Consider the following 14,994-nt stretch of genomic DNA (forward strand, 5'->3'; position numbering starts at 1 on the left):
ACACCCGGTGATTATGGAATTCACAACCTTTCTTTTCTACGTGTTTGCGCTGATCCTCGTGGTCTCGGGCCTGAAGGTCGTGACCTCGCGCAACCCCGTGCAGTCGGCACTCTTCCTGGTGCTGGCCTTCTTCAACGCCGCGGCGATCTGGATGCTGCTCGAGGCCGAGTTCCTCGCGATCATGCTGGTGCTCGTGTACGTGGGCGCGGTGATGGTGCTGTTCCTGTTCGTGGTGATGATGATCGACATCAACCTCGACGAACTGCGACGCGGCTTCGGCAAGTTCATTCCGCTCGCGAGCGCCGTTGGCGCGATCATGATCGTGGAAGCGGCGCTGGTGCTCATGCGCGGTTACGGTGCCACGCGTGCGCCGGTCAAGGCGGTCTCGGCGCCGGACGTGGCAAACACGAAGGCCCTGGGCATTGCGCTGTACACCGACTATATCTTTGCCTTCGAAGTGGCAGGTCTGATCCTGCTGGTGGCCGTCGTGGCAGCCGTTGCGCTCACGATGCGTAGCCGCAAGGATCACAAACAGACCGACCCGAGCCAGCAGGTGCGCGTGAAGGCGCGCGACCGTGTGCGTCTGGTGTCGATGCCCGCCGAAGCCCGTCAGCAGTCCACCGGCGCCGACACGCCGGCGGCGGAATAAGGAGACAGGATGATGTCGTTGTCGCTAGCGCACTACCTGGTGCTTGGCGCGATTCTTTTCGCGATCAGCATTACCGGTATCTTCCTCAACCGCAGAAATGTGATTGTGCTGCTCATGGCCATCGAGCTGATGTTGCTCGCGGTCAATCTGAACTTCGTCGCGTTCTCGCATTACCTGGGCGACATTGCCGGCCAGGTATTCGTGTTCTTCATTCTTACGGTGGCCGCCGCGGAAGCCGCGATCGGTCTGGCCATTCTGGTCACCTTGTTCCGTAAGCTCGAAACGGTCAACGTCGAAGATCTCGACCGCCTCAAGGGTTAACAAAAGCGAACGCTGTTATGGCATCCACATTGAATCCCAACCTGCTGCTCGCGATCCCGCTGGCGCCGCTCGTCGGCTCCGTGATCGCCGGCCTGTTCGGCAAGCAAGTCGGACGCGCGGGCGCCCACACGGTCACGATCCTCGGCGTGCTGGTCGCATTTGTCCTCTCGGTCATGACGTTCATCGACGTCATGAACGGTGCGAGCTTCAACGCCACGGTCTACGAATGGGCCCGCATCGGCGATCTGAAGCTCGAGATCGGCTTCCTCGTCGACACGCTGACCGTCACCATGATGTGCGTGGTGACCTCCGTGTCGCTGATGGTGCACATCTACACCATCGGTTACATGGCCGAAGATCCCGGCTACCAGCGCTTCTTCTCGTACATCTCGCTGTTCACGTTCTCGATGTTGATGCTCGTGATGAGCAACAACTTCCTGCAACTGTTCTTCGGCTGGGAAGCGGTGGGCCTGGTCTCGTACCTGCTGATCGGCTTCTGGTACACGCGTCCGACCGCGATCTACGCCAACATGAAGGCGTTCCTGGTCAACCGTGTCGGCGACTTCGGGTTCCTGCTCGGCATCGGCCTGCTGCTGGCCTTCACCGGCACGCTGAACTACGGGGAAGTGTTCGCCAAGGCCAACGAGGTCGCGGCCCTGTCGTTCCCGGGCACCGACTGGCGCCTGATCACCGTGGCCTGCATCTGCCTGTTCATCGGTGCGATGGGCAAGTCGGCGCAGTTTCCGCTGCACGTCTGGCTGCCTGACTCGATGGAAGGCCCGACCCCGATCTCGGCACTGATCCACGCGGCCACCATGGTGACCGCCGGTATCTTCATGGTGAGCCGCATGTCGCCGCTGTTCGAACTGTCGGACACCGCGCTGTCGTTCATCACGATCATCGGCGCGATCACGGCGTTGTTCATGGGCTTCCTGGGCATGATCCAGAACGACATCAAGCGTGTCGTGGCCTACTCGACGCTGTCTCAGCTCGGTTACATGACGGTCGCGCTCGGCGTGTCGGCCTACCCGGTCGCCATCTTCCACCTGATGACGCACGCGTTCTTCAAGGCGCTGCTGTTCCTCGGCGCCGGCTCCGTCATCATCGGCATGCATCACGATCAGGACATGCGCAACATGGGCGGCCTGTGGAAGTACATGCCGATCACGTGGATCACGTCGCTGCTCGGCTCGCTTGCCCTGATCGGCACGCCGTTCTTCTCGGGCTTCTACTCGAAGGATTCGATCATCGAAGCGGTGGCCGCCTCGCATCTGCCGGGCTCGGGCTTCGCTTACTTCGCCGTGGTCGCCAGTGTGTTCGTCACGGCGTTCTACTCGTTCCGCATGTACTTCCTGGTCTTCCACGGCAAGGAGCGTTTCGGTCAGGCGCACGCGCACCACGATCACGACGCGCACCACGAGGAAGAAGAGGATTCGCACGACCACCATCATGGTCTGGCGCCTGGGCAGAAGCCGCACGAGTCGCCGGCCGTCGTCACGATTCCGCTGATTCTGCTGGCCATCCCGTCGGTCATCATCGGTGCCATCGCGATTGCCCCGATGCTCTTCGGCGACTTCTTCAAGCAGGGCGTGGCGTTCAAGGACGTGATCTTCATCGGCGAGAATCACCCGGCGATGGAAGAGCTCGGCCAGGAGTTCCACGGCTGGGTGGCGATGGCGCTGCACTCGTTCGGCACGCTGCCGATCGCGCTGTCGGCGCTGGGCATTCTCCTCGCGGCATTCTTCTATCTGAAGCGTCCGGACATTCCGGAAGCGCTGAAGAACCGGTTCTCGGGCATCTACAACCTGCTCGACAACAAGTACTACATGGACAAGATCAACGAAGTGGTCTTCGCCAAGGGCGCGCTCAAGATCGGCCGCGGCCTGTGGAAGGCGGGCGATCAGGGTCTCATCGACGGCGCCGTGGTCAATGGCAGCGCGCGCCTGGTGGGCTGGTTCGCCGGTGTCATCCGCTTCGTGCAATCCGGTTACATCTACCACTACGCGTTCGCCATGATCATCGGCATGCTCGGGCTCCTGACGCTGTTTGTGACGTTGAACGGCAAGTAATAGGGGGAGCCAATAACAATGCAATCGCTACCGCTTCTGAGTCTGGCCATCTGGCTGCCCATCATTTCGGGGATCGTTGTCCTCGCGGTGGGTAACGACCGCAACCCGGGCGGCGCACGTGTGCTGTCGCTCATCGGTTCGCTGGCCAGCTTTCTGGTCACGTTGCCGCTGATCTCGAACTTCAACGCCGATACGGCCGCGTTCCAGTTCGTCGAGAAATCGAGCTGGATCGAACGCTTCCATATCAACTACTTCCTTGGCATCGACGGCATCTCGCTGTGGCTGGTGGTGCTCACGGCGCTCATCACGGTCATCGTGGTGATCGCGGGCTGGGAAGTGATCACCGAGCGCGTGGCGCAGTACATGGCCGCGTTCCTGATCCTGTCGGGCCTGATGATCGGCGTGTTCTCGGCGCAGGACGGCCTGCTGTTCTACGTGTTCTTCGAAGCCACGCTGATCCCGATGTACCTGATCATCGGTGTGTGGGGCGGTCCGAACCGTGTGTACGCGGCTTTCAAGTTCTTCCTGTACACGCTGCTCGGTTCGCTGCTGATGCTCGTCGCGCTGATCTATCTGTACAACGTGACGGGCTCGTTCACGCTGACGGACTGGTACGCCGCGAAGCTGCCGATGAACGTGCAGATCCTGCTGTTCGTGGCCTTCTTCATGGCTTTCGCCGTGAAGGTGCCGATGTGGCCGGTGCACACCTGGCTGCCCGACGCCCACGTGGAAGCGCCGACGGGCGGCTCGGTGGTGCTGGCCGCCATCATGCTCAAGCTCGGCGCCTACGGTTTCCTGCGCTTTTCGCTGCCGATCGCGCCGGACGCGAGTCACTACCTGTCGGGCTTCATGATCGCGCTTGCGCTGATCGCCGTGGTCTACATCGGCCTGGTGGCCCTGGTGCAGACGGACATGAAGAAGCTGGTGGCGTACTCGTCGATCGCGCACATGGGTTTTGCGATTCTCGGCTTCTTCATGTTCAGCGAAATCGGCATGCAAGGCGCGCTGGTGCAGATGATCTCGCACGGTTTCGTGTCGGGCGCCATGTTCCTGTGTATCGGCGTGCTGTATGACCGCATGCACTCGCGCAACATCGCCGACTACGGCGGTGTGGTGAACACGATGCCGAAGTTCGCGGCGCTGTTCATGCTCTTCGCGATGGCCAACAGCGGTCTGCCGGCGACGTCGGGCTTCGTGGGCGAATTCCTGGTGATCCTTGGCGCCGTGAAGCTGAACTTCTGGGTCGGCCTGCTGGCGGCGACCTCGCTGATCACCGGTGCCGCGTATTCGCTGTGGATGTACAAGCGCGTGATTTTCGGCGCCATTGCCAACGATCACGTGCGCGAACTGGTCGACGTCAACAAGCGCGAGTTCTTCATGCTGGCCGTGCTGGCTGCGCTGACGCTGTTCATGGGTATCTATCCGAAGCCCTTCACCGACCTGATGCACACCTCAGTGGTTAACCTCCTCGCCCACGTGGCGCAGACCAAGCTGCCGTAATCGGGGAGGAAATCTAGATCATGCAAAACATCAATCTGCTGCCTGCGCTGCCCGAGGCCATCCTGCTGCTCATGATCCTCGTGATCATGATGTGCGACGCGTTCCTCGGCCAGACGCGCAAGCTGAACTACGTGCTGGCGCTGCTGACCAGCGCGGTCGTCTCCGTGCTGTGGGCGTGCAATGCCGCCGACCCGGCATCGCATTACCTGTTCGGCAACGTGTTCGTGGCCGACCCGATGTCGAATCTGCTCAAGGCCTTCGGCGGCCTGGCAACGTTCGTCACGTTCATCTACGGTCAGAAGTATCTCGAAGCGCGCGGTCTTGCCCGTGGCGACTTCTACGTCCTCAGCCTGTTCTCGCTGCTGGGCCTGTCGGTGATGATCTCGGGCAACAACTTCCTGACGCTGTATCTCGGTCTGGAGCTGATGTCGCTGTCGCTGTATGCGCTGGCCGCCGTCTGGCGCGAATCGACGAACGCGACCGAGTCGGCCATGAAGTACTACGTGCTGGGTGCGCTGGCTTCGGGCTTCCTGCTGTACGGCATGTCGATGATGTACGGCGCGACCGGTTCGCTCGAACTGGCCAAGGTCTTCGAGGTGATCGCCTCCGGCGCGGTGAACAAGATCGTGCTGGTGTTCGGCGTGGTGTTCATCGTCGCCGGTCTGGCGTTCAAGCTGGGCGCCGCACCGTTCCACATGTGGGTGCCCGACGTCTACCAGGGGGCACCGACGCCCGTCACGCTGCTCATCGGCGGCGCGCCGAAGCTGGGTGCGTTCGCGCTGCTGCTGCGTTTGCTCGTCGAAGGCATGCTGCCGCTGGCGCTCGACTGGCAACAGATGCTGATCATCCTGTCGGTGCTCTCGCTGGTGGTCGGTAACCTGACGGCGATCGTGCAGACCAACGTCAAGCGTCTGCTGGCTTACTCGACGATCTCGCACATGGGTTTCGTGCTGCTCGGCATGCTCGCGGGCGTGGTCGGCGGCAAGATCGACGGCATCGCCGACGCTTACGGTTCGTCGCTGTTCTACAGCGTGATCTACCTGCTCACGACGCTCGGCACCTTCGGTATCGTGCTGCTGCTCTCGCGTCAGGGCTTCGAAGCCGAGAACCTCTCGGATCTGAAGGGCCTGAACCAACGCAGCCCGTGGTTTGCGTTCGTCATGCTGATGCTGATGTTCTCGCTCGCGGGCATTCCGCCGCTGGCAGGCTTCTATGCCAAGCTGGCCGTGCTGCAGGCGGTGGTCAAGGCCGGCATGGTGTGGCTGGCGGTCGTGGCGGTCATCGCTTCGCTCATCGGCGCGTTCTACTACCTGCGTGTCGTGAAGCTCATGTACTTCGACAAGCCGGAAGACACCAACGCGCTGCAAGGCAGCGGTACGATGCGCTTCGTGCTGTCGCTCAACGGCCTGGCGTTGCTGTATCTCGGCCTGATGCCCGGCTCGCTGATGGACTGGTGCCTGCGCACCATCAAACTGACGCTGGCCAGCTGAGCGGGCGGGCGTCGGGACAGACGGTGGCGGCGCAAGCGTGACGGGGCATTGAATCGGTCACGCCGCCGCCGGTGCGAACGAAAGCACGAACGGACGGAGACAACAACCATGGGCATGTCGGCAGGTGGTACGCTCGTGATTCTGCTGGCCTTGTTGGGGGCGAACCTGCCGTTCGTCAACCAGCGCCTGTTTGGCCTGGTCGCACTCAGGCGCGGGGTCAAGCCATTGTGGTGGCGCTTGATCGAGATGGTGGTGGCGTACTTCGTTGTGGGGGCACTGGGCTACCTGATCGAGGCCGGCATCGGCAACGTGTTCGCGCAGGGATGGGAGTTTTACGCCGTAACGGCGAGTCTGTTCGTCGTGTTCGCGTTTCCGGGCTTCGTCTACCGGTATTTGTGGCGTCATCGACCGGCGGCTGCCGCCTGAGATGTCTGCTTCGCAAGACGCCGCCCATTGGGCGGCGTTTTGTTTTGGGATCGCCAATTTTTTTGCCGTGGAGGGCATATGACCCAACGTCAAGTCGACGACCAGCATTTGATCGAGTCGCGTCTCGCGACCGATACGGTGTACGAGGGTGCGTTTCTGACCATCAAGCGCGATACGGTGCGTTTGCCGGATGGCAAGCAGGCGGTGCGCGAGTATACGACCCACCCGGGCGCGGTCATGGTCATTCCGCTGTTCGACGACGGGCAAGTGCTCATGGAGCGCCAGTATCGCTATCCGCTCGAGCGCGTGATGACGGAGCTTCCGGCGGGCAAGCTTGACGACGCCGAAGGGGGGCTGGCCTGTGGCCAGCGCGAACTGCTCGAGGAGACGGGGTACCGCGCGGGACGCTGGGATTACCTCACGCGCATCCACCCGGTGATCTCCTATTCGACCGAGTTTATCGACATCTGGCTGGCGCGAGACCTGTCACATGGCGAGCAGAATCTCGACGAAGGCGAATTCCTGGACGTGTTCAGGATGCCCGCCACCGAATTGCTGCAATGGGTGCGCGACGGCCGTATTACCGACGTCAAAACGATCATCGGCGCGTTCTGGCTGGAAAAGATATTATCTGGAGTCTGGCAGCCGAACGAGCGTTCGCCGCTGCGCTGATTTCCGGTCATTTTTCGATCCCGCGCCCTGGCGCACCTGCGTGGCAGGGCGGGAGCACAAGCATCGCGTCATGAAGGTTTTTGATCTGCGTTGTGCCCATGAGCACACCTTCGAGGGCTGGTTCGGCTCGGAGGATGACTATCTTTCGCAACAGGCGCGCGGCCTCGTCGCGTGTCCGGTCTGTGGCGACACGGCGGTGGCACGCATGCCGTCGGCGCCGCGCTTGAATCTGTCCGGTGCCACATCGCGTACCGACGCCGTCCCGGCGGGCGACGCGCGGCAGCCGGCCGCGTCAGAGGCGCATCGTGCACTGCAGACCCTTTGGACGAAGGCCGTGCGTCACGTGATCGCTAACACCGAGGACGTTGGCAACCAGTTCGCCGAAGAGGCGCGCAGGATCCATTACCAGGAAGCCCCGGAGCGCAACATTCGCGGCACCGCGTCGCGTGAGGAAGCTGAGGCGCTTGCTGAAGAGGGCATCGACATCATGGCGTTGCCTTTGCCGGACAGTGTGAAGGAAACGCTTCAATAGACCGCTCGGCCGTCTCGTCTCGGCACCGGAATCAGTGTCCGGGAGAATTCGTTGCGAACGTGACCTTGCGTCGCGCGGTCCGCGCATCGTTGCAGACACGTGAAGCAGGAGGATGGAATGACAACGCTCGAGTATTACTTCGAAGACTTTTCCGTCGGAGACACCTTCGATCTGGGGGAATACACGTTCACGGCCGACGAGATCGTGCGATTCGCGCAGCAATTCGACCCGCAGCCGTTTCACGTCGACGACGCGGCCGGGCGGGAGTCGCACTTCGGCGGCCTGGTGGCGAGCGGATGGCACACGTGCGGGATCATGATGCGACTGAACGTCGACAAGTTGCTCTCGCGCTCATCGAGCATGGGCTCACCGGGGGTGGAGCAGATCGAGTGGCTCAAGCCGGTGCGCCCGGGCGACACCCTCAGCGTGACGAGCAGTACGTTGGAAGTGCGTGAATCGAAGAGCCGGCCAGACCGGGGAATCGTGCGCCAGCTGTGGACCGCGACCAATCAGCACGGGGAGGAAGTGTGCCGGTTTCGCGGCACCGGCCTGTATCGGAAGCGCGGCGCCTGAGCGCCAACGTCGCTCACCCGGGCGCGGCGCGCACGACCTCCATCACCGTCTTGCCGCCGACATCGACCTCCGCGAGCGCCTTGAGATGGACCCGCCTGACGGAGAATTGCCAGACGCCGCCGCTATCGAACGCCCGGTACAGCCTTGGCAGGTCGTGTCGTTGGAGGTGTGCGGCAAATGCGGCAACGGCATCCGCGATGCGTGAGAACTCTGCCAATCCGAAGTTGGGGTCGTAGAAGACCGACTTGTCCGGCGTCACCATTACTGACAGCGAATGTGCGCACGTGCTGACGATATAGGTGGCGTGCGTCGGACCGCTGCGGATGGCATCGCTGAGTGAGCCGATGTCGCGCAGCCCCAGGTTCGTTTCCGCCACGCTGGCGGCCTCGTTGGAGTGCAGCTTCGCCAGTTGCTGCCGCAATTCGAGCGCTTCGCTCGACTTGGGCGCGAGCACGGCGCGTTCGAGCTTCGCGACCAATTCGCCTTCGCGCCCCGCGTGCCGTGCCACGGCCATCAGACGCACCAGCGGCAGGCAGAACCCCGTGTGGCCATCGCCGTTGGTGTTGACGTAGGCGGACTGAGGCAGTGCGGTGAATTTTCCCCCGGCATCGCGAATCTCGCTGGCAACGATGCGCGAGCTCATCGCCGCACGTAGCGTTGCCTCGGCGCGTTCAGCCTCTTCGATTCTGCGCGACAGAATGCCCAGAAGCCGGGGGTCGGTCAGCGACGGGTCGACGAAATCCAGTTTAAGGAGTTCCGACGGTCTGGCCGTGTCCGATGGCAATAGCGGGCTTTGTTGGGCATCACGGCGCCCGGCCGCGAATGCAGCTCGACGCTCGAGCGATGCCGATTGGCGCTGTGCGGTGAGTTTCGAGCGGTAGCCGAGATCCAGGAACTTTCGGTTTACCGCCTCGTGAAAGACGGTTTCCTGCGCGGCATGTGAGGCTGGTGCGATGGCTGGCGTGTCGTCGAGATACCACTCGTAGTGTTCATTCTGCCGAACCTGGGGCCCGGGCGTTGTTGGGTTTCCGGTGTCGACCATCTGCCATGTTCGTTCCTGCGCGCAATATTCGACATCGAAATACTGATCGCCGGAGCGCAGCACCATGCCGTGTTCGCCGCGATAGAGGTTCGGCATGAGTTCTCGCAGGCGTCCCAGGGGCGTGGCGGTCACGAAGCGCTGCAGGCGGCTGCGCAACGCGGCATTGGCCGTGTAGTACCAACCGATCGGAATGCCGCATGCGCCAATGACCAGCGAGTTCACGGCGGCTTCGCGAATCCTCGAATCTTCGAAGGCGAGCGAAGTAGCGCCGATGAACAAATTCCCCATCGAAAGGGCCAGATGCAGTGGTGTCATCCCCGGCAAGGGAGCGCGCATGAAGGTGCCCATGCCGGTGACAAAATTCGTCGTGGCCATCCAGTGCAGCAGGGTGGCCAGAGATCCCCCGACTTCACGAAGTGAGCCTGATGGTCGGCTTTCCGTTTCCGCCCTCGCCCGAAACGTTTGCGAATAGGCCTGGAAGGGATCGCCACGGATCGGGACGATGGATGTCTCGAGTCCGTCCGGCGGGAAGCGGGCGTCGGGCGTCGTGATGGCGGAGATGCCCTTCTCATTTGCATTGCGCCGATCGACAACGGTAAACGCACCGGCCAACCGTTGGCGGCTGTCGGGGTCGCGAATCTGGCTGAGCAGCCAGTGGTGAAGCTGACCTTGTGTTTCGACCGCCGCCATTGTGCCGGGCAGCAGGCCCGGCGCATACACGAGCCGCCAGCCGGAGCGCATGTCGGCGAAGATCTGGATATCCGAGACGGCGGTGCCAACGCGTAGCCACCCGATCTCGATGCCGGCGGGTGGGGGAAGTGGCGTGTCGATTCCATCGAGATCCAGTGTGTGCGACTGGCTCACGCCAGCGATTCTTTGCGCGATATTCGCTGCCGGTGCGGGCAAACGGCCATCCTGCGCTTGCACGAACGATTCGATGATGAACGCGCCTTTGAGAGATCGGTATATGTCGTGCGATTGCTGTGACCAGAATGCGTCGAAAAGATCGCATTGCCGGTTGATGAAGGCGTTCACGTCGACGGCTGCGAGTAATGTCGCGGGTGTCAACTGCCCAATGGCCATCGGTCTTGCCCCGACGGGATGCTCATCCATGGAGAACATCGCCACGGTGTGCGCAGGCAGCGTCGCCTGCCGGCTGCCGCTCGCCAGACCGGTCATCAGTTGCTGCAGGGAGGAGGTTTCGACGCATTGCAACCGGCGCTTCGCGGACATGGCCGGCTGTCCCGACGCCGACATGCCACTGCGATAGATGTGCAGATAGACGCGGGACGCATCGATCGTCACACCTGCCAGGCGGTCGACGAGGTTGGCCATGTACTGCCCGGCGCCCGCATCGATATCCGGCAACGCCGCCGATAACGCCAGACGCAACTGACCAAGTTGGCGCACTTGCTGCATTGTCCGTAGATCGACCGTCAGACGCTCACCGCGTTTGAGCGCCTCCGGGGGATATCTGTGCGGAAATCCGGTCTCGGCGGGTGACGCGTCGTGGGTCGACGTGGCGCTGGTATCGGTTGCGGTGCCCGCCAGCCACGATATCCATTCCTCACTGCGACGATCGTCGAGCCGATGCGGATCGCTGCGGGCCTCGTCGCGACGGATCACGTCGACGCTGGTCTGCACGGACATTTGCAGAATGTCGCCGTGCCACATCTGGAACGTGATGCGCCCGGGAGGATGCGCCGCGCCGACATGCTGCGCGTCCAGCGGCAGGCGCCGTACGAGCTCGCGGTACAGACGTGACGCGTTGCCACGTGCCACGTCGGCCAGAAGGCTGTCCATGGACGCGTACTCCCGGAGCGGCCATTCGCTGCCCGGAACGACCATGAGTACGCGTTGCCGATGCCTGGTGAGCGTCGACGGACTCTCGGAAATCGCGAACATGCCGGCCGGGTGCACAGGTGAATCCTGCCCGGGAAACTCGATCGCTATGCCGTATCCTTTGACGTGGCTCAGGGCGCTGTCGAGCGAATCCGAGCGTTGGGCCGCGCTGGGGGCGTATGCCACGATCTGCGCGAGGGTCAGCCCGTCGATGGAGAGCTGTCCGGCGTTATACGCGAGCACTGATTCTTGTTCGAGCGCGTTCCGCGCGCATTCGTATATCGATGTCAGGCCGGCCGCATCGATGCTTGACGTTGCCATCGCCCCAAGGTTTGCCTCCCAGCGCGCCCGGCTCAGGCCGATGGCCGCGACGAAGCCGTCCACGGACAGGTCGGCGAACTCGTCGGAGGGCAGGGCATACGGGTGGTCGGTGACATTGCGTGTATAGATCCCATACGCCAGCGTCGTGTCGTGCACCCGATCGCTCCCGGCGAAGAATCGGGACGCGGCTTCCGACAGCGTGATCGAGTCAAGCAGTCCCCGGCGTGCGAAGGTGCCTGCGGGCAGGTGCAGGTGTATTGGGCGAACGAAATACCGGAACCGGTTGAGATACAACGCGTCGGGATCGAACGGTGTCTTGCCCGGTGCCAGGCGCTGTACCAGTCCCTCGTGGAGCAACTTCCGCAGGTTCAGCATGGGCGCGAGCGTCTCCGAGACCCGCCTGCGCGCGTCGTCACGCTCGGTCTGGGTTTCTGCGAGCGCGGTGATGCGTTGAACGGCTTCCGATGCTTCCCACGGGGCGCTCCAGGTCCCGCCAGTGCGCGATGAAGGGTGATGATGGGATGCATGCCGTATGCGATGCGCGGCAGTCGCTTCGGACGAGCGGGCATCGGACAAGGTGGGCGAGGCTGGTGCGATCGCGTCAGCGGCGGGGAACCGCAGGGGATCGTAGGCGAGTGCCTGTTGCCCGATCTGACCGGCAGCATCGGCGAGCGTAGCCAGACACGCGTCCACGGCATTGCCGATGACCTCGCGCAACGCCATGGCGCCCGTGGCACCCGATGACTCCGGAGAAGACGGGCCGGACGCGGTGTCGCTTGCGGCGCGGGCGTCCTTGGCGTGTGAGCGAGGAACGGCGCGGTCGACGCGCCATCTTTGTTGCTCCATTGCGAAGGCGTCGGCGAAGCGAAGGTCTCGTGCGAATTGTCGCGACTGACACACGTGCAGCGGTTCGGCGCAACCGATCTCCCTCACGATCTGCGTCACGCCCGCGTAAGCGTAAAGCAGTCCGGTAAGGGTGCCCACCGCGCCATGCCGTTCCAGGCGAAGCAGGGGAGGCCCCGCGCTGAAAGTTTGCGCGAGGGGATGTGCCCACGGCGCAAGATCATGCCCGTCACAGCGGGGATCGTGGCCGCTGCCCGCAAGGAGGCACCAGCGAAAGGCGTCGCGCACGCGATGCACCCAACGGTCGCCGGGCGCCTCGACGTCGTGCGTGTCGGAGGAGATCCCGCGCGTCGCTGCTCGTTCGAAGGAGCGTTGAATGCTGCGAAGATTGCGCGTCGACGTCACTCGCCTCGCGATTTCTTCCAGCGTCTCATAGGGACGGCGCGCGGCCAACGCCCGTTCCCATGAAGCGGCAATGTCGTGAGACAGCTCGGGGAACGTGTTGAGCGCGTCGACGAGTTGATCGATATCCCCCTCGAGAAATTGTGCGATGTCGTCCATGGGCGCATCGCTCAGCAACAGTGGCAGGCTGGTGCGAATGCCGGCGTGTGCGCGATAGACATCCTCCAGCGCTGACTTCCAGCGCAGCACTTCGGTGTGCGGCGTCGTGATGTAGAGCGACCGGAGGATGTCAGTCCCATTGACCTCATCAGCCGGATGCGCCGCCACCGTCGATCCGGGGAGCGCGAGATCGCGAGAGCGGTCACTTGCCACCGGGAGTGGCACGACTGTCGGGCAGGCATCGAGACGAGGCATGCGATATCGACTTTGGCGAGAGGGGATCGGGCGTTCGCGCAATGGCGACGAGGCACGAACGTGGTCCGCGCCATGTTGGTGGCGCCCCCCCGGCAAGGACTACCAGATATCGCTTGTCCGCGAGTGACGACGGCCGGCACGCCGCTTCAGGCATGTCGGGAATTCGCGCTCAAGGAAGGGGACGAATCGGGCAAAAGGCAGACAATCGCGAGGGCTGCCAGGCGGCGCTTTTGCTCACGTTGAGCCGTAGTGCGCGGTCACGTTCAGACCGTGCATATTACCGATCGCGGGAAGTCGAACCGCGCCGCGCCAATGCGACAGGATCACAACGATCAGGTATGCGACAAATCGCTCACCGACGCCGCCGGCGCATCGCGTTTGACTTGCGAGATGCCATCTTCCATCTGATCGGCGGTCGAGAACATCTGGCTTTGACCGATGATCTCGCCATTGCGGGCCTTGAGCACGAAATACGGTCGGCCGGATGTTGATGTCTTGCGCTCGAACCGGTGGTCGTCGACGGCGTTCTTGCGCACGGACTCGATGCCGTTTTGCGCCGACGCACGCGCCTTGTAGGTCTCGGAGGAGAGAATGATCTGCCCGCTGTCGGCCAGCAGGTGAAAGTGGAATTCACCGTTGGGGCTGCGCTTGAGTTCGAACTTGCCTGACATATGTGGATCTCCCGGATCTTCCAAAAGCCAGCGGCGAGGAACTGCGAACGGCTGAGGGCCGGCGGTGTATGGCCGGCGCCGGGCGTTGCCGATGCATCCAGAATCGAGCCGGTCCGAGGCAATTGGCACCGGCGCGCCGGCTTCACCCTTGTCCGTAGGGCGTACGCACCGTGTGGACAGCGCCTAGATTAGCACCGCCCGCGCCCGGACGAAACCGCACTTTGTTTCGAAGTGTAAACCCTGCCATGTGCTGCAGCGCCGCAGCGGCCAATCGCCGGCGTGCCGGCGTACCGGCCGCGGATCGTCCGGCGATCTTCCCCCCTTGGCGCAGGGATCCCGGGCGGATCGTTGCTCCGGCGTCGGCCTGCCCCTGACATTGCCCTGCGGCAGGCCCGACATCGCCCGATCGTCGGCGGCACATAACACTCAGCGTCGCGCGTACTGCGTGGCGCCGAACAGGATTTCACGGGCCTTTTCGTCCTGCAGCGGCTTGCGGGCATCGGCGAGCACTTTCACCCCGCGCTGCACCGCCGGACGCGCTTCGATTGCCTCGAACCACTTCTGCACATTGGGATAATCGGACAACTCCACGCCCTGATTTTTCCAGGAGCGCAGCCACGGCCAGATCGCGATGTCCGCGATGGTGTACATGTCGCCCGCCACATAGGGGTGTTGCCCCAGACGCTTGTCGAGCACCCCATAAAGCCGGCGCGCCTCGTTCGTGTAGCGCTTGATCGCGTAGTCGATCTTCTCGGGAGCGTAGATGCGGAAATGGTGCGCCTGGCCAAGCATCGGCCCCACGCCGCCCATCTGGAACATCAGCCATTCCAGCGTCTCGTACTTGCCGCGCACGTCCTCGGGAAGGAATCGTCCGGTCTTGCCCGCCAGATAGAGCAGGATAGCCCCGGATTCGAAGAGGGAAATGGGCTTGCCGTCGGGACCGTCCTCGTCGACGATGGCCGGGATCTTGTTGTTCGGGGAGATGGCGAGAAATTCTTCCTTGAACTGGTCGCCCGCGCCGATATCGACGGCATGGGCGTGGTACGGCAAGCCGCACTCCTCGAGCATGATGTGGACCTTGTGGCCGTTCGGCGTGGCCCAGGAATAGACCTGAATCAATTGCGACTCCTCGTGGGGCCGTCTGGGGCGCCGCCACGCGGGCGGACGACCGTCTCCCCGGCCAGCGCTGCGACGATCCCGCCAGGCGCCCGGCACGGTGACGACACG

12 protein-coding genes are annotated in these 14,994 nt (G+C 63.1%); 9 read left to right on the plus strand and 3 right to left on the minus strand.

Annotation, left to right across the window (positions count from 1 at the left end; all coding sequences use genetic code 11):
• Nucleotides 1–13 precede the first annotated feature (13 nt).
• The 9 genes from W930_RS0101420 to W930_RS0101460 all read left to right on the plus strand — a co-directional run bounded on the left by W930_RS0101420 (nucleotide 14) and on the right by W930_RS0101460 (nucleotide 8,232).
• On the plus strand, nucleotides 14–649 hold the full coding sequence (locus W930_RS0101420) for an NADH-quinone oxidoreductase subunit J (RefSeq protein ID WP_023596641.1): 636 nt from the start codon (nucleotides 14–16) through the stop codon (nucleotides 647–649).
• 9 nt (nucleotides 650–658) lie between these two features.
• Nucleotides 659–970, plus strand: coding sequence for an NADH-quinone oxidoreductase subunit NuoK (gene nuoK / locus W930_RS0101425; RefSeq protein WP_023596640.1), 312 nt, complete (start codon nucleotides 659–661; stop codon nucleotides 968–970).
• A gap of 17 nt (nucleotides 971–987) precedes the next feature.
• Nucleotides 988–3,039 carry an NADH-quinone oxidoreductase subunit L gene (nuoL, locus tag W930_RS0101430; RefSeq protein ID WP_023596639.1) on the plus strand — a complete coding sequence of 684 codons (2,052 nt, stop codon included), beginning with the start codon at nucleotides 988–990 and terminating at the stop codon, nucleotides 3,037–3,039.
• A gap of 18 nt (nucleotides 3,040–3,057) precedes the next feature.
• Nucleotides 3,058–4,539: an NADH-quinone oxidoreductase subunit M gene (locus tag W930_RS0101435; RefSeq protein WP_023596638.1), complete on the plus strand. Its 1,482-nt coding sequence runs from the start codon at nucleotides 3,058–3,060 to the stop codon at nucleotides 4,537–4,539.
• Between the two features lie 20 nt (nucleotides 4,540–4,559).
• The gene (gene nuoN / locus W930_RS0101440) at nucleotides 4,560–6,029 is read left to right on the plus strand and encodes an NADH-quinone oxidoreductase subunit NuoN (RefSeq protein WP_023596637.1); all 1,470 of its coding nucleotides are present in this window, start codon (nucleotides 4,560–4,562) and stop codon (nucleotides 6,027–6,029) included.
• A 114-nt stretch (nucleotides 6,030–6,143) separates the two neighbouring features.
• Nucleotides 6,144–6,455 (plus strand): DUF2818 family protein, encoded by a 312-nt coding sequence (locus W930_RS0101445; protein WP_024788716.1) that lies wholly within the window; start codon nucleotides 6,144–6,146, stop codon nucleotides 6,453–6,455.
• 78 nt (nucleotides 6,456–6,533) lie between these two features.
• Nucleotides 6,534–7,127 carry an NUDIX domain-containing protein gene (locus tag W930_RS0101450; protein WP_023596635.1) on the plus strand — a complete coding sequence of 198 codons (594 nt, stop codon included), beginning with the start codon at nucleotides 6,534–6,536 and terminating at the stop codon, nucleotides 7,125–7,127.
• Between the two features lie 70 nt (nucleotides 7,128–7,197).
• Entirely contained in the window at nucleotides 7,198–7,659 is a 462-nt protein-coding gene (locus W930_RS0101455) for a DUF1178 family protein (RefSeq protein ID WP_023873868.1), read from the plus strand.
• A 117-nt stretch (nucleotides 7,660–7,776) separates the two neighbouring features.
• Nucleotides 7,777–8,232: a MaoC family dehydratase gene (locus W930_RS0101460; protein WP_023596633.1), complete on the plus strand. Its 456-nt coding sequence runs from the start codon at nucleotides 7,777–7,779 to the stop codon at nucleotides 8,230–8,232.
• A gap of 13 nt (nucleotides 8,233–8,245) precedes the next feature.
• On the opposite strand, the gene W930_RS0101465 is transcribed toward W930_RS0101460, so the two are convergent.
• The 3 genes from W930_RS0101465 to W930_RS0101475 all read right to left on the minus strand — a co-directional run bounded on the left by W930_RS0101465 (nucleotide 8,246) and on the right by W930_RS0101475 (nucleotide 14,886).
• Nucleotides 8,246–13,096, minus strand: a complete 4,851-nt coding sequence (locus W930_RS0101465) for a dermonecrotic toxin domain-containing protein (RefSeq protein WP_145929448.1) — start codon at nucleotides 13,094–13,096, stop codon at nucleotides 8,246–8,248.
• 332 nt (nucleotides 13,097–13,428) lie between these two features.
• Nucleotides 13,429–13,767, minus strand: coding sequence for a YegP family protein (locus tag W930_RS0101470; RefSeq protein ID WP_023596631.1), 339 nt, complete (start codon nucleotides 13,765–13,767; stop codon nucleotides 13,429–13,431).
• Between the two features lie 426 nt (nucleotides 13,768–14,193).
• The gene (locus tag W930_RS0101475) at nucleotides 14,194–14,886 is read right to left on the minus strand and encodes a glutathione binding-like protein (protein WP_023873871.1); all 693 of its coding nucleotides are present in this window, start codon (nucleotides 14,884–14,886) and stop codon (nucleotides 14,194–14,196) included.
• Nucleotides 14,887–14,994 lie beyond the last annotated feature (108 nt).

Origin of the sequence: Pandoraea sp. E26, from assembly GCF_000681415.1 — a bacterium.
GTDB lineage: Bacteria > Pseudomonadota > Gammaproteobacteria > Burkholderiales > Burkholderiaceae > Pandoraea > Pandoraea pnomenusa.

Coding starts and splice junctions, on each gene's coding strand:
- W930_RS0101420 (WP_023596641.1), top strand. CDS start 14: ATGGAATTCACAACCTTTCTTTTCTACGTGTTTGCGCTGATCCTCGTG.
- nuoK (WP_023596640.1), top strand. CDS start 659: ATGATGTCGTTGTCGCTAGCGCACTACCTGGTGCTTGGCGCGATTCTT.
- nuoL (WP_023596639.1), top strand. CDS start 988: ATGGCATCCACATTGAATCCCAACCTGCTGCTCGCGATCCCGCTGGCG.
- W930_RS0101435 (WP_023596638.1), top strand. CDS start 3,058: ATGCAATCGCTACCGCTTCTGAGTCTGGCCATCTGGCTGCCCATCATT.
- nuoN (WP_023596637.1), top strand. CDS start 4,560: ATGCAAAACATCAATCTGCTGCCTGCGCTGCCCGAGGCCATCCTGCTG.
- W930_RS0101445 (WP_024788716.1), top strand. CDS start 6,144: ATGTCGGCAGGTGGTACGCTCGTGATTCTGCTGGCCTTGTTGGGGGCG.
- W930_RS0101450 (WP_023596635.1), top strand. CDS start 6,534: ATGACCCAACGTCAAGTCGACGACCAGCATTTGATCGAGTCGCGTCTC.
- W930_RS0101455 (WP_023873868.1), top strand. CDS start 7,198: ATGAAGGTTTTTGATCTGCGTTGTGCCCATGAGCACACCTTCGAGGGC.
- W930_RS0101460 (WP_023596633.1), top strand. CDS start 7,777: ATGACAACGCTCGAGTATTACTTCGAAGACTTTTCCGTCGGAGACACC.
- W930_RS0101465 (WP_145929448.1), bottom strand. CDS start 13,096: ATGCCTCGTCTCGATGCCTGCCCGACAGTCGTGCCACTCCCGGTGGCA.
- W930_RS0101470 (WP_023596631.1), bottom strand. CDS start 13,767: ATGTCAGGCAAGTTCGAACTCAAGCGCAGCCCCAACGGTGAATTCCAC.